The organism is Micromonospora sp. L31, assembly GCF_052068075.1.
Lineage (GTDB): Bacteria > Actinomycetota > Actinomycetes > Mycobacteriales > Micromonosporaceae > Micromonospora > Micromonospora purpureochromogenes.
The window spans coordinates 44,298-56,351 of sequence record NZ_JBQHDC010000016.1 but is presented as its reverse complement, the minus strand read 5'-3'; the positions used below and the strand labels follow the sequence as shown (position 1 = coordinate 56,351).

Genomic DNA, 12,054 nt, shown 5'->3' with positions numbered 1-12,054 from the left:
GTCCCCGGTCTCCCGCCGGGGTGACGCCTCCGCCGCCCGCGGTTGACCGCCTGCAGCAGGGAGGTGGAGGACGATCTCTGCCACGGCAGCAAGTTCTCCATCGTCGACGGCTCGGTCAACACGCCCCCGGCCACGCGGCCGCTCCCGCCTAGGGAGATCAAGCTCACCGGCGACCAGATCTCCCTGGCCTGACCCGCGCTGCACGTCTCGGCCCCGGACTTCCTGGCACTGTAGTGGCCCGCCGTGACGGGGCGCGATACCTCGAGTCGGGGGCGCCCGTTGCCCCCTTCGCAGCGGTGTCCACTTTGCGCTGGAAGTGGCTGACTGCGCGGTCTAGGCTGTCAGGCGGCCACCCCGGAGTCCAGGATTTGCGTTTTCGCCACCAGGCGGGCCTGCTACCGGCGCCCTCCCGGCCGTCGATTGGGAGGGCGGCCCCGGTCAGCCCTGTGTACGCCGGCGTAGCTCTTGGGCCCGCTTCGTGAGCGCGGCGAGCACGCGTTGGGCCGTGGCGAGGTCGTCATCGTCGAAGCCGGTGTAGAGGTCCGCGGTCACGGGGGCCAGCCTGGCCGTCAGCCGGGCGTGTGTGTTGGCTCCGGCGGCGGTGAGCGCCACCGTCTGGTCAGTGGTGATCAGGCCGTGTTCCCGGAGTCCGTCGACGAGCCGTGCGGCCGCGGTGGCGCTGAGGTTGAGCTGGGGTTGGTCGGCGAGGAAGGCGGCCAGCGCGTCCGGGCCGTCCCACGGTCCACGCAGCGCCACGGCACGCATCGTCACGTATTCGGTGGGGCTGATTCCGGATCCGTCGAGGACCGCGGCCATCAGCGCGGCGAGGGCGCCCTGCGCTTCGGCGACGGCTTGGCCGGTCAGCGGCGGCGGGGCGGTCGAGGGCTGGACCATCGTGGTACTCCCTTCAGCGGTGCCGAGCGGCGCCGAGCAGGGTGGTGAGGGTGGCGACGAGTTCTCGGTTGCGGGCGCTGTGCGGCCCGCCGATGGGTGCGGTGAGTTCGGCCTGTAGCGCATGCACGATGCCGATGGCCTGCTGAACAACGGCTTGGCCGTGCTCGGTGAGCGATAGCTGGAAGGCGCGTGGGTCGTCGGCATGGTCGGTGCGAGCGATGAGGCCGGCGGCGCTGAGCGCCTTGGCGAGTTTGGACACGAAGACGGGGTCGAGTCCCGCGTAGTCGGCTAGCTCGCGCTGGCTGGGCTGCCGCCCCTGGCGGTTGAGGCCGTAGAGGGAGCCGAGCAGGGAGTATTGCGCGTGGGTCAGGCCCAGCGGGCCGACGGCCCGGTCCACGGCCGCCCGCCAGAGGGTGGTTACCTGCCACAGTAGACGGCCTGTCGCAACGTCCGGTGAGCTCACGTCTCTCAATGTCCATGGAAGGTATGTCATTCGCGTTCCATTGCCCGGCTGTGCAGTCGCGTGAGTCGGCGAAATTCGCCGTGGCCGTCACGGGAGGTGCCGCGCTGTGGAGTGCGATTGCGGCTCCGTCCATCGCCACGTGGAGAGCCTTCGCAACGCTGGTCGGTGCCACGGCCGGAAGGCTGAACCAGAACTTTCGGCGTGCTCGCCCGCGGCTCGCCGGTATGTGCCGAGATATATCGATCTGTTCCTCAATCTCAGGTACCGCTTCGGTCAAACTTGCGGAGTTGGCGGGTGAGACCTCTTGACGATCCAACACGATCGGGCGTAAACACAGAGGAAGTCACATCGAAACGGCGGTGAAACCAAGCGATGTACGCCGAGGAACGGCAGCAGGAGATCCTCCGCAGAGCCCGGGCCCAGGGCCGGGTCGACGTCATGGTGCTGGCCGAGGAACTGGCGGTGACCAGCGAGACCATCCGGCGGGACCTGACCGCGTTGGAGCGTGCGGGGGTGCTGCGCCGCGTACACGGCGGCGCGATCCCGGTCGAACGCCTCGGTTTCGAGCCCGCGCTCGCCGCCCGGGACGCGGTGCTGACCGCCGAGAAGGAGCGCATCGCCAAGGCCGCGCTCGCCGAGGTCCCGGAGGACGGGGCGATCATCATCGACGCCGGCTCGACCACCGGGCGGCTGGCCCAGGTGCTGAACACGGAGCGCGAGCTGACCGTGATCGTCAACGCCCCGCCACTGGCCACCCTGCTGGCCGCCCGACCGAACCTCAACGTGATCATGCTCGGCGGCCGGGTCCGGAGCCGAACCATGGCGACGGTCGACGACTGGGCCATGCAGGCGCTCTCCCAGATCTACGTCGACGTGGCCTTCATGGCGACCAACGGCTGCTCGGTCGAGCGCGGGCTCACCACGCCGGATCCGGCCGAGGCCGCCGTCAAGCGGGCGATGATCGCCTCGGCCCGGCGTACGGTTCTGCTCGCCGACCACACCAAGTTCGGCGACGACTACCTCGCGCGCTTCGGCCAACTCGCGGACGTCGACCTCATCATCACCGACACCGGGCTGAGCGCCGCCGCCGCAGGCGAGCTGCAGCACGCCGGTCCGGAGGTGATCCGGGCATGATCCTCACCGTCACCCTCAACCCGAGCCTGGACCGGGCCGTCGCCATCGAGTCCCTGGTGCGGGGCGAGGTGCTGCGCGCCGCACCCGCACACCTCGACCCGGGCGGTAAGGGAGTCAACGTCTCCCGGGCCCTGCTCGCCAACGGCGTGCCGTCGCGGGCGGTCATCCCGTGCGGCGGCCCCGAGGGGGAGCAGCTGGTGCGGCTGCTGGCGGCGGAGGGCGTACCCATGATCGCCGTACCGATTGCCGGCCGGACCAGGTCCAACATCACGCTGGCCGAGCCGGACGGCACGATCACGAAGATCAACGAGCCCGGTCCAGCGCTCTCCGGCGCCGAGCTGAAGGCGGTCGTCGAGGTGGTGCTCTCCGCCGCCGGCTCGGCCGACTGGGCGGTGGTCTGCGGGAGCATCCCGCCGTCCCTGCCGGTGGAGGAGTTCAGCGAGCTCTGCTCCCGACTGATCGAAGCAGGCGTCCGGCTCGCAGTCGACACCAGCGGCCCGGCGTTGGTCGCCGCCGCGGCCGCGGGAGCGGCGCTGATCAAGCCCAACCGGGAGGAACTCGCCCAGGCCACCGGGCGGGCCGTCAACTCGACCGAAGACGTCGTCGCCGCCGCCCAGCAGTTGCGCGCCCTGGGTGCCCAGGCGGTGCTGGCCAGCCTCGGCGCCGAGGGCGCCGTGCTGGTCGACGAGGACGGCGTCATCACCGGAATCTCACCTGTCGCCGAGCCCCGCAGCAACGTCGGGGCCGGGGATGCCCTGCTCGCCGGCTTCCTGGCCGGCGGTACCGCCGGGGCAGAGGCGCTCGCCGAGGGCCTCGCGTGGGCCGCGGCGGCGGTCAGCCTGCCGGGCAGCCGGATGCCCCGGCCCGACGACCTGCGTCGCGACCACGTCCACATCCACCACCGGCCGGACCTGGTCCGGCAACTGCTCGCCCGGGACTGACTGACCCAACCCCCAACCCCCCCACCACCGGCAATTCAGCCGGCAGTCGAACAGGAGGCCTCCCATGGCCACGGATTACACCCCCGCCGTCACGGGTACCGGCATCAAGGCCGGCATTCAGCGGGTCGGCGGCTACCTCGCCGGCATGGTCATGCCCAACATCGGCGCGTTCATCGCCTGGGGCCTGATCACCGCGCTCTTCATCCCCACCGGCTGGATACCCAACGCCCACCTCGCCCAGCTCGTCGGCCCGATGATCACCGTCCTGCTTCCGGTGCTGATCGGCTACACCGGTGGCCGGCTGGTGCACGGCCAGCGCGGCGCCGTCGTCGGTGCCGTCGCCACGATGGGCATCGTGGTCGGCAGCACCGTGCCGATGTTCCTCGGCGCCATGATGATCGGCCCGCTCGCCGCGTACCTGGTCAAGCTCTTCGACAACGCCTTCGAGCACCGCATCAAGGCCGGCTTCGAGATGCTGGTCAACAACTTCTCGGCGGGCATCATCGGCGGTGGCATGGCGCTGGTCGGGGTCTGGGTGATCGGCCCGGTCGTCCGTTCCATCACCACCCTCGCCGGTAACGGTGTCGACTGGCTCGTCGGGCACAACCTGCTGCCGGTCGCCTCGGTCCTGGTCGAGCCGGCGAAGGTGCTCTTCCTCAACAACGCCATCAACCACGGCGTTCTCGGCCCGCTGGGTGTCGCGCAGGCGACCGAGACGGGCAAGTCTATCCTCTTCATGATCGAGTCCAACCCCGGCCCGGGCCTGGGGCTGCTTCTGGCCTTCCTGTTCTTCGGGCCCCGCGCGCTGCGCCCCAGCGTCCCGGCCGCGATCATCATCCACTTCCTCGGCGGCATCCACGAGATCTACTTCCCGTACGTGCTGATGAAGCCGCGGCTCATCCTCGCGATGATCGCCGGTGGCGCCGCTGGGGTCGGCACCTTCATGATCACCGGTGCCGGCCTGGTCGCCACCCCGTCACCGGGAAGCGTCTTCGCCTACGCCGCCGTCACGCCTCGTGGCGGCTGGTTCGGAGTCGTCCTCGGCATCCTGATCGCGGCGGCGGTCACCTTCTTCGTGGCGGCGGCGTTGCTCGGCTTCGGTCGACTCAACGGCGACGCCCAGGCAGAACAGCCGGGCACCGGGGACGCCGAGGCCACGGTCCCGCCGGGCGGCGAGGCGCCGCGCCAGACCGCCGGGGCGGCCGCAACCGCAAACTCCACCGCAGCTTCGGAGGCGTGAACCAGATGAGCACAATTCAGGGAAGCGACATCCACAAGATCGTGGTGGCCTGCGACGCCGGGATGGGCAGCAGCGTGATGCTCGCCAGCCAGCTGCGCAAACAGCTCAGCAAGCACTCGGTGGCCGTGGAGCACACCCAGGTCGATCACATCCCCGCCGACGCCGATCTGGTCGTCGTGCACACCGGGCTGGCCGCACGTGCCCGGGCGAACGCGCCCGAGAAGGTCATCGTGCCGTTCCAGGTGTTCATCGGCGATCCGGCGGTGGCGAAGGTGGTCGCCGCGGTCAAGAACGGCGGCGCGGTCGATGGCTGAGGTGGCAAGCGGGGACCTTGCCGCGCTGCTCGACCACCGGGCGATCCGGCTCGACGAGACCGCCGCCAACCGGGAGGACGCGATCCAGCGCAGCGGTGCGGTGCTGGTCGAGATCGGGGCCGTCGACCCGTCCTACGTCGAGGCGATGCTGGCGCGGGAGCGGTCGGTCTCGACGTACATGGGGGAGGGGGTGGCGATCCCGCACGGCACGCTCGCCGGCAAGGACGCCGTACACCGTGACGCGCTCGCGGTGCTCCGCTTCCCCGCCGGCGTGGACTGGGGCGGCGAGCAGGCCGTGCTCTGCGTGGCGATCGCCGCCCGCGGCGACGGTCACGTCGCGATCCTGGCCCAGCTGGCCGAGGTCCTGCTGGATCCGGAGCGGGCCCAGGCGTTGCGCGAGGCCACCGAGGCCGACGAGATTCTCCGGCTGCTCACGCCGGTCGACGAGGAGACAGACTGATGAAGGTTGTTCGCTTCCACGCTCCGGGTGATGTGCGGATCGAGGACGCACCCGAACCGACCCCGGGACCGGGCGCGGTCAAGATCCGGGTACGCAACTGCTCCACCTGCGGCACGGACGTGAAGATCTGGCGATTCGGCCATCACCACATCGACCCGCCACGGGTGATGGGCCACGAGGTCGCGGGCGAGGTCATCGAGGTCGGCGCCGAGGTGACCGGCTGGCAACCCGGTGACCGAGTCCAGGTCATCGCCGCGATCCCGTGCGGGCGCTGCGACCAGTGCCGCCGCGGCCGGATGACCGTCTGCCCCAACCAGGAGTCGATCGGCTACCACTACGACGGCGGCTTCGCCCAGTGCATGGTAGTCCCGGCCAAGGTGCTCGCCGTCGACGGCCTGAACCGGATCCCGGACGGAGTCAGCTTCGCCGAGGCGTCGGTGACCGAGCCGCTGGCCTGCGTCCTCAACGGCCAGGAACTCGCCCGGGTCGGCGAGGGTGACGACGTCGTCGTCATCGGCTCCGGCCCGATCGGCTGCCTGCACGTACGGCTCGCCCGGGCCCGCGGTGCCGCCCGGGTCACCCTGGTCGACCTCAACCGGGACCGGCTGGACATGGCGGCGGCGCTCGTCTCGCCCGACGCCACGATCTGCGCTGCGGAGACCGACCCGGTCGACGCGGTCCTCAAGCTGACCGACGGCGCCGGAGCCGATGTCGTCATCACCGCGGCGGCCTCCGGGGCGGCGCAGGAGCAGGCACTGCAGATGGTCGGCCGTCAGGGCCGGATCAGCTTCTTCGGCGGCCTGCCCAAGGACAAGCCGGTCATCGCCCTCGACGCCAACCTGGTGCACTACCGCGAGGTCACCATCGTTGGCGCCAACGGGTCCAGCCCGGCGCACAACAAGGCGGCGCTGCAGCTGATCGCCAGCGGTGCGGTGCCGGTCGCGGATCTGATCACGGACCGGCTGCCGCTGGAGAACGCCCTCGAGGCATTCGACATCGTCTCCCGCGGCGCCGGCATCAAAGTCACTATCGAACCCTGATCGGCTCGGATCCACCCGGATCCATCCACCCCTAGGAGTCGTCATGCCCGAACGTACCGTCTCCGTCGGGTCGACCAGCGGGCTGCACGCCCGCCCCGCCGCCCTCTTCGTCGCGGCCGCCGCCGCCCAGCCGGTCGCGGTCAGCGTCCGGCGGCCGGGCGGCCGGCCGGTTCCCGCCCGCAGCATGCTCTCGGTGCTGTCACTCGGTGCCACCTTCGGCACCGAGCTGATCCTCGCCGCCGAGGGCGACGGGGCGGAGGCCGCCCTGGGCGCGCTCGCCGACCTGCTGCGCCGCAACCTCGACGAGGAGCCGGTCGATGCCTGAGCGGCTGACCGGCATCGGGGTCAGCCCCGGCGTGACCGCCGGTCCGCTGCTGCGGGTGGCCCCGGCGCCCCGGCTGCCGGAGCCGACCGCCGTCGCCGACGTCGAGGCGGAGCTGGCGCGGGCCGACTCGGCCCTCGCCGCGGTCGCCGCCGAGCTGCGCCGCCGCGCCGATGCGGCGGGGCGGCCGGAGGCGGCCGAGATCCTCCGGGCCCAGGCGATGATGGCCGAAGACCCGGTCCTGCGCGAGACGATCGCCGACGTGATCCGGGGCGGTCGGGACGCCGCGCACGCGATCACCGACGCCTTCGCCGAACACCGCCGGGCGTTCCAGGCGGCCGGCGGCTACCTCGCCGAGCGGGTCACCGACCTGGACGACGTCCGGGACCGCGCGGTCGCCGCGAGCCTCGGGCGGCCGATGCCCGGCGTCCCGGCCCCGGGTCACCCGTACGTGCTGGCCGCGCGCGATCTCGCGCCGGCCGACACTGCGGACCTCGACCCGGAGCAGGTGCTCGCACTGGTCACCGAGGCGGGCGGCCCGACCAGCCACACCGCCATCCTGGCCCGGTCACTCGGCCTGCCCGCGGTGGTCTCCTGCGCCGGCGCGCTGAGCGTGCCCGAGGGAACGGTGGTCCGGGTGGACGGCGGTTCCGGCGAGGTCCTCACCGATGTCGATGAGGCGCTCGTGGCGGCCACTCGCGCCGCCGTGGCCGCTCGGCGCGATCGAGCCACCCCGAGCCGGGGACCCGGCCGCACCGCCGACGGGCGCGCGGTGAAGCTGCTGGTGAACATCGGCTCGGCGGCCCAGTTGCGCGGCGACGAGGCCGCCGGGGCCGAGGGCGTCGGGCTTTTCCGTACCGAGCTGCTCTTCCTCGACCGCAGCACGCTGCCCGGCCTGGACGAGCAGGTTCGGGCGTACGCCGAGGTCTTCGCGGCGATGGCGGGCCGCCCGGTGGTGATCCGGACGCTGGACGCCGGCGCCGACAAGCCGCTGCCCTTCCTCGACCAGGCCGGCGAGCCCAACCCGGCCCTCGGCGTCCGTGGTCTGCGGGTCGCCCGACGCCGACCCGAGGTGCTCCGGGTCCAGCTCGAAGCGATCGACCTGGCCGCCCAGCGGACCGGCGCCGACGTCCGGGTGATGGCGCCGATGGTGGCCACCGCCGCCGAGGCCCGCCAGTTCGCCATGATCACGCGCACCGCCGGAATCAGCAACGTCGGCGTCATGGTGGAGGTGCCGGCGGCGGCGCTGCGCGCCCCGCAACTGCTCGACGAGGTCGACTTCCTCAGCATCGGCACCAATGACCTGAGCCAGTACGTCTTCGCCGCCGACCGGCAGTGCGGCGACCTGGCTGAGCTGCTCGATCCGTGGCAGCCGGCGCTGCTGCAGCTGATCGCCGCCTGCGCGACCGCCGGGGGCGCAGCCGGGAAGCCGATCGGCGTCTGCGGTGAGGCGGCCGCCGATCCGCTGCTCGCGGTGGTGCTCGCCGGCCTCGGCGTGACCAGCCTGTCGATGTCACCGCGGGCCCTGGCGCCCGTGCGGGCGGCGCTGGCCGCGCACACCCTTGCCGACTGCGCCCGACTGGCCAAGCTCGCGCTGGCCGCCGAGGATGCCGAGCAGGCACGGGCCACCGTCCGGAGCGAGGCCAGGCCAATGTCGGACTGATCCGGCAGCGCGCCGGAAGCCGTCGGAGATCTCCCGTGTGACACGATCTCCGACGGCTGTCTTGGCCGGCAAACCTGCAACGCCCGACCGCGCACCGGGCGCGCCCTGCCGGCGTTCGTCACTGTCCCCGACGCTGTCCGGGTGCCTCCTCGGCGGTGACATGGCTGGCGTCGAGGCGGACGGTGTTGGCGATGTTGGTCATCGTGGGGCTGCTATCCGAAGGGGTGGGCGGTCGTGTGAACGCATGGTCGCGGGGAGTCAGGCGGTGGCGTGGTCCGGCAGCGCGAAGCACCACGTCGAGGACGTGGTCGGGGTTGGCGGCGTAGCTTGTGCTGAACCAGGCCATGTTCGCCTCCACCACGGCCCAGTGTTCGTCGCCGCGGTCGGCGTTGCTGGCCAGACCGACGTCGACGACGACGGCGCTGGGCAGGCTGTCAGCGCAGGCGTCGAGCAGGTTGGCGGCGAATTCGAGCACGGCGGCGCGGTGTGGGCAGGCGTCGAGTGGGGCCGGGTCGAGCCGACCGTTGATGGCGTAACGGCTAGCGGCGTGCACTGTGGCGTCGAGGACGAACAGCCGGTACTCCACCAGGAACGTCACGATCTCGCTGACCAACACTGGAGTGTCGGCGGGGTAGCGCTCGGCACGGGGCAGGCGGGAGCCTTCGCCGTAGACGCCGGCCGTCAGGGTCTTGTCTCGGGGCGGCTTGACGAACATCGGCGTGCGGGACCAGCGTGCGTCGCCGAGGGTGGTGAGGGTGATGTCGCGGCGGGTGTACTCGTACGGCAGCTGCACCAGCCAGTCGTCGGCCGGTTCGAGCATCGCCAGGCCGAGGTCCGGGGCGACCGCAGCAGCGAAGGTCGGTCCGCCATAGAGGTGCCCACCCCGGGCCCGCCGCAGCTGGACTGGTACTGACGGGCTGGGCAGGTGCTCCACTGCCAGGCCTCGTCGCCGGGCGGACTCAGCAAGCAGCTCGGCGGTGCTGTCGAGGCGCGGCGGCAGCACCAGGAAGTCAGCGGCCGGGACGGCGGTGGTCATGACTGACGATTCTGAGGATCCGCTACGTTGCCGTCGCCTGATTATCCTCTCCGCACCCGATGGGAGGGGCGCGTTGCCACCCTCGCACCGCCCACCGAGCGAGCGTCTTGAGGCGTCGCGGCACACGACGCTCCTGGGCACCAGTTGCATCCTCATGCCGCTGACAAAACGCGGTGTCCGCGAGCGCGCTCGTCACCGTCCGTTCCCACTGTCGTCGGGTCGCTCGTCTCGTACCCCCGGGGGGGCCTGCGTTAGGCAGACTGTCCCGGCTGACCGAATGAGGCGGGAATCGGGGGAGCAGGTTGGGAGCAGCCGGGTGCACTGAACGGCGTTGAACTGCACTCAACGGCACCGAATGGCGCCCAACGGCGTACGCCGCGACCTGCGGTCTTCCGTTTTCGCAGGTCAGAGCGGGCGGAGCGTCCTGCTTCACACCGAAGAGGTCACTGGTTCGATCCCAGTATCGCCCACCATAGATGTATGCAGGTCAGAAGCCCGTCGCCGGAACCACCGGTAACGGGCTTCCGCCGTCTTGCCCCTTGGATTGGGAGCAGATTGGGAGCAATGGCGATTGGCTCGTGATCCTGACCTGGGGAAACGCGACGCTCCTCCATGGACTGCCGACCTGCCCGTCGATCCCGTCGCCGACGTCATGGGGGCGCAACCGGTCGAACACGAGCTCATCCAGACGGCCCGGTTCGCAACCTGGTGGGATTACTGGAAGATCACTTACCGCGGCCGGTGGTGGATGGGCTGGCGGCGGTGGTCGGTGCGGCAGCTCGTCGACGAGCACGAGTTCGAGGGACCGCGGTGGTGCGCCTTCAGCGTTGCTACTGGACGTACCCGCGTGCCGCGCTCCCCGTGCCGCAGCTCGGTGATGCGGTCCGGGTGACGCTGCACGAGCCGGCGGACGAGCGTAGCTCGATCACGGTGCCCGCTCGGCGGGCGCAGAGCCGGTCGCCGGGCAGGCCGGGCGGCCAGCCGACCTCCAACTCCGTGACGTGCCACTCCGACACGCCCTGACCTGATCGAAGCGAGGTCGGATCACGCTCGGTTGACGCCTGTACGCGGAGCATTACGCTCAGCGAGGTGAGCCTCGATGACGCGATCAATGCGATCCACCGGCAGAACGAGTACGAAGAGCGAGAGGCCGCGAGGAAGCGGCAGCAGCTGCGGGAGGAGGACGAGAAGGTCCGTGACCTGTGCCTGGAGGCAGCGGAACGGCTGGCCGAACTCGGCAACGAGGAGTTCGTGCGCGTCGAGCCGAAGCGCAGGATGCTCTGGCCGCCGTACCGTGATCCGCAGGGCGGCCGGTACGCCGTGGTGTCCCGCCGCCGCTGCTGGGTGATCGTGGACATGAGCGGCATCCGGGACTCGGACCGAGAGGCACGCGGCCCGGTCCGGAAGTCGCCGGTGCTGCTGCTCAGCGATGGCACGTTGGGCCGGTTCTGGCCGGAGCCGCTCGGCCTGCGGGCGACGTCGTGGGACGACGATCAGGCGTTCGAGTACGTGTCGTCCGTGGATCTGGATCCGGCCGGCCGGGACAACTTCTCACTCGGCAGCCACAACTCGGACTGGCTGTTACTGGCTAAAAACCGGCTCGCCCATGCCGTCGTCTCCTACGAGCGGCGGGCCCGCGGGTGAGCGGCAGCGGCTAGAAGGCGAGATCGGACCGCTGTTGGCGAGGCCCGCTACCTCCCCACGAACAGCCCAGACAGCGGAGACCAGGCCCGCCGGCTACTCACCGAAGGGGTCAACTGGACCGGCGACATCTACGAACCCGAAACCCACGCGTTCGGCGGCCACGACGCCATGACCACCGCGCACACGCTTTTCCACCACGACAGCCGCCACCTCCTCACCCACCTCCACCAGCACCCCACCACCCGGCGCGAACACTCACTCATCTTGTGCACCGCCCTGAATGCGCGCAGCAGCACTGGACCTCAACGAGCAAGGCGACGTATGGGCACAAGTCGTCGAGCAGCGCGCAGCACACCTCAACCAGGCACCCGCAACCGATGCCCCCACGTGGGAGAGCTTCACCGGAGACGTTCGGCGCCTGCTGCTCGGCGCGCCTCGCACCACCGGCGACTGGCACGCCGCATTCGAGACCGCCGGCGCAGCCCTACACCGCCAACGGGAAAGGGGCAACCTCACCCGTGGCCTACGGGCAGTAATCGCATTGCACGTGATCTTCCACTGGAACAGGCTCGGCCTACCCGCCACCACCCAAGCCACCCTCGCCCAAGCGGCCCGGGAAGCCATCTTCGGCCTGCCCGATCCGCACTGGTCAGGCCGAGCCGGTAGCGGACGGTTTTGCCGGATGAGGCGGGGATGGGTGCGGTGCCGGCGGGCATGGCGAAGGCGGCGTCGTTGCGGCAGCGTCCGGGGTGGGACCAGGCGGTGAGCACGGTGGCGGCGACGATCGGGCCGACCCCGGGTTCTGCCAGCATGGACATGCGTTCTCTCCTCACCGTGGGGACGCGAGGCCCGGTCCGGTGCGGAGATGGCAGGACTGTGATGAGACACGCCAGCCGCTAACTG

Annotated in this window: 13 protein-coding genes and 3 pseudogenes; 12 read left to right on the top strand and 4 right to left on the bottom strand. The window is 71.0% G+C overall.

The features are described 5' to 3' along the window. Positions 1-78: 78 nt before the first annotated feature. Positions 79-192, top strand: a pseudogene (locus tag ACTMS9_RS28530) (Rieske (2Fe-2S) protein); the annotation flags it as partial. Between the two features lie 246 nt (positions 193-438). On the opposite strand, the gene ACTMS9_RS28525 reads toward ACTMS9_RS28530, so the two are convergent. Both ACTMS9_RS28525 and ACTMS9_RS28520 read right to left on the bottom strand, forming a co-directional pair. Continuing rightward, entirely contained in the window at positions 439-894 is a 456-nt protein-coding gene (locus ACTMS9_RS28525; protein ID WP_441166449.1) for a MarR family winged helix-turn-helix transcriptional regulator, read from the bottom strand. 13 nt (positions 895-907) lie between these two features. Further along, on the bottom strand, positions 908-1,357 hold the full coding sequence (locus ACTMS9_RS28520) for a MarR family winged helix-turn-helix transcriptional regulator (protein ID WP_441166448.1): 450 nt from the start codon (positions 1,355-1,357) through the stop codon (positions 908-910). Positions 1,358-1,729: 372 nt separating this feature from the next. Between ACTMS9_RS28520 and ACTMS9_RS28515 the strand changes: the two genes are divergently transcribed. From ACTMS9_RS28515 to ptsP, 8 genes are all read left to right on the top strand, one after another. After that, the gene (locus ACTMS9_RS28515; protein ID WP_210779001.1) at positions 1,730-2,491 is read left to right on the top strand and encodes a DeoR/GlpR family DNA-binding transcription regulator; all 762 of its coding nucleotides are present in this window, start codon (positions 1,730-1,732) and stop codon (positions 2,489-2,491) included. Beyond that, a complete protein-coding gene (gene pfkB, locus ACTMS9_RS28510; RefSeq protein WP_441166447.1) occupies positions 2,488-3,432 on the top strand; it encodes a 1-phosphofructokinase in 945 nt (314 codons plus the stop codon). Before ACTMS9_RS28515 ends, pfkB begins: the two co-directional genes overlap by 4 nt. Positions 3,433-3,496: 64 nt before the next feature. Next, positions 3,497-4,672, top strand: a complete 1,176-nt coding sequence (mtlA, locus tag ACTMS9_RS28505; RefSeq protein ID WP_210778999.1) for a PTS mannitol transporter subunit IICB — start codon at positions 3,497-3,499, stop codon at positions 4,670-4,672. A 5-nt stretch (positions 4,673-4,677) separates the two neighbouring features. Next, positions 4,678-4,986: a PTS lactose transporter subunit IIB gene (locus tag ACTMS9_RS28500; RefSeq protein WP_109943748.1), complete on the top strand. Its 309-nt coding sequence runs from the start codon at positions 4,678-4,680 to the stop codon at positions 4,984-4,986. Beyond that, positions 4,979-5,446, top strand: a complete 468-nt coding sequence (locus ACTMS9_RS28495; RefSeq protein WP_441166446.1) for a PTS sugar transporter subunit IIA — start codon at positions 4,979-4,981, stop codon at positions 5,444-5,446. The genes ACTMS9_RS28500 and ACTMS9_RS28495 overlap by 8 nt, the downstream gene beginning before the upstream one ends. Then, positions 5,446-6,486, top strand: a complete 1,041-nt coding sequence (locus tag ACTMS9_RS28490; protein ID WP_441166445.1) for a zinc-dependent dehydrogenase — start codon at positions 5,446-5,448, stop codon at positions 6,484-6,486. The genes ACTMS9_RS28495 and ACTMS9_RS28490 overlap by 1 nt, the downstream gene beginning before the upstream one ends. A gap of 43 nt (positions 6,487-6,529) precedes the next feature. Continuing rightward, positions 6,530-6,811, top strand: a complete 282-nt coding sequence (locus tag ACTMS9_RS28485; RefSeq protein ID WP_210778996.1) for an HPr family phosphocarrier protein — start codon at positions 6,530-6,532, stop codon at positions 6,809-6,811. After that, positions 6,804-8,471: a phosphoenolpyruvate--protein phosphotransferase gene (gene ptsP, locus ACTMS9_RS28480; RefSeq protein ID WP_441166444.1), complete on the top strand. Its 1,668-nt coding sequence runs from the start codon at positions 6,804-6,806 to the stop codon at positions 8,469-8,471. Before ACTMS9_RS28485 ends, ptsP begins: the two co-directional genes overlap by 8 nt. Before the next feature lie 118 nt (positions 8,472-8,589). On the opposite strand, the gene ACTMS9_RS28475 is transcribed toward ptsP, so the two are convergent. Continuing rightward, the gene (locus ACTMS9_RS28475) at positions 8,590-9,507 is read right to left on the bottom strand and encodes an ATP-grasp domain-containing protein (protein WP_441166443.1); all 918 of its coding nucleotides are present in this window, start codon (positions 9,505-9,507) and stop codon (positions 8,590-8,592) included. 1,089 nt (positions 9,508-10,596) lie between these two features. Between ACTMS9_RS28475 and ACTMS9_RS28470 the strand changes: the two genes are divergently transcribed. The 3 genes and pseudogenes from ACTMS9_RS28470 to ACTMS9_RS28460 form a co-directional block, all read left to right on the top strand. After that, positions 10,597-11,151, top strand: a complete 555-nt coding sequence (locus ACTMS9_RS28470; RefSeq protein ID WP_441166442.1) for a hypothetical protein — start codon at positions 10,597-10,599, stop codon at positions 11,149-11,151. Between the two features lie 126 nt (positions 11,152-11,277). Next, positions 11,278-11,562, top strand: a pseudogene (locus ACTMS9_RS28465) (thiopeptide-type bacteriocin biosynthesis protein); the annotation flags it as partial. Continuing rightward, positions 11,447-11,716 (top strand): annotated as a pseudogene (locus tag ACTMS9_RS28460) (thiopeptide-type bacteriocin biosynthesis protein); the annotation flags it as partial. The pseudogenes ACTMS9_RS28465 and ACTMS9_RS28460, both read left to right, overlap by 116 nt. On the opposite strand, the gene ACTMS9_RS28455 reads toward ACTMS9_RS28460, so the two are convergent. After that, entirely contained in the window at positions 11,664-11,963 is a 300-nt protein-coding gene (locus ACTMS9_RS28455; RefSeq protein ID WP_441166470.1) for a transposase, read from the bottom strand. The pseudogene ACTMS9_RS28460 and the gene ACTMS9_RS28455 overlap by 53 nt on opposite strands. Between the last annotated feature and the right edge of the window lie 91 nt (positions 11,964-12,054).

Excerpts from the sequence above, each read along its gene's own strand:
- ACTMS9_RS28525 (WP_441166449.1), bottom strand. The coding sequence starts at position 894 with ATGGTCCAGCCCTCGACCGCCCCGCCGCCGCTGACCGGCCAAGCCGTC.
- ACTMS9_RS28515 (WP_210779001.1), top strand. The coding sequence starts at position 1,730 with ATGTACGCCGAGGAACGGCAGCAGGAGATCCTCCGCAGAGCCCGGGCC.
- pfkB (WP_441166447.1), top strand. The coding sequence starts at position 2,488 with ATGATCCTCACCGTCACCCTCAACCCGAGCCTGGACCGGGCCGTCGCC.
- mtlA (WP_210778999.1), top strand. The coding sequence starts at position 3,497 with ATGGCCACGGATTACACCCCCGCCGTCACGGGTACCGGCATCAAGGCC.
- ACTMS9_RS28500 (WP_109943748.1), top strand. The coding sequence starts at position 4,678 with ATGAGCACAATTCAGGGAAGCGACATCCACAAGATCGTGGTGGCCTGC.
- ACTMS9_RS28495 (WP_441166446.1), top strand. The coding sequence starts at position 4,979 with ATGGCTGAGGTGGCAAGCGGGGACCTTGCCGCGCTGCTCGACCACCGG.
- ACTMS9_RS28490 (WP_441166445.1), top strand. The coding sequence starts at position 5,446 with ATGAAGGTTGTTCGCTTCCACGCTCCGGGTGATGTGCGGATCGAGGAC.
- ACTMS9_RS28485 (WP_210778996.1), top strand. The coding sequence starts at position 6,530 with ATGCCCGAACGTACCGTCTCCGTCGGGTCGACCAGCGGGCTGCACGCC.
- ptsP (WP_441166444.1), top strand. The coding sequence starts at position 6,804 with ATGCCTGAGCGGCTGACCGGCATCGGGGTCAGCCCCGGCGTGACCGCC.
- ACTMS9_RS28475 (WP_441166443.1), bottom strand. The coding sequence starts at position 9,507 with ATGACCACCGCCGTCCCGGCCGCTGACTTCCTGGTGCTGCCGCCGCGC.
- ACTMS9_RS28455 (WP_441166470.1), bottom strand. The coding sequence starts at position 11,963 with ATGCTGGCAGAACCCGGGGTCGGCCCGATCGTCGCCGCCACCGTGCTC.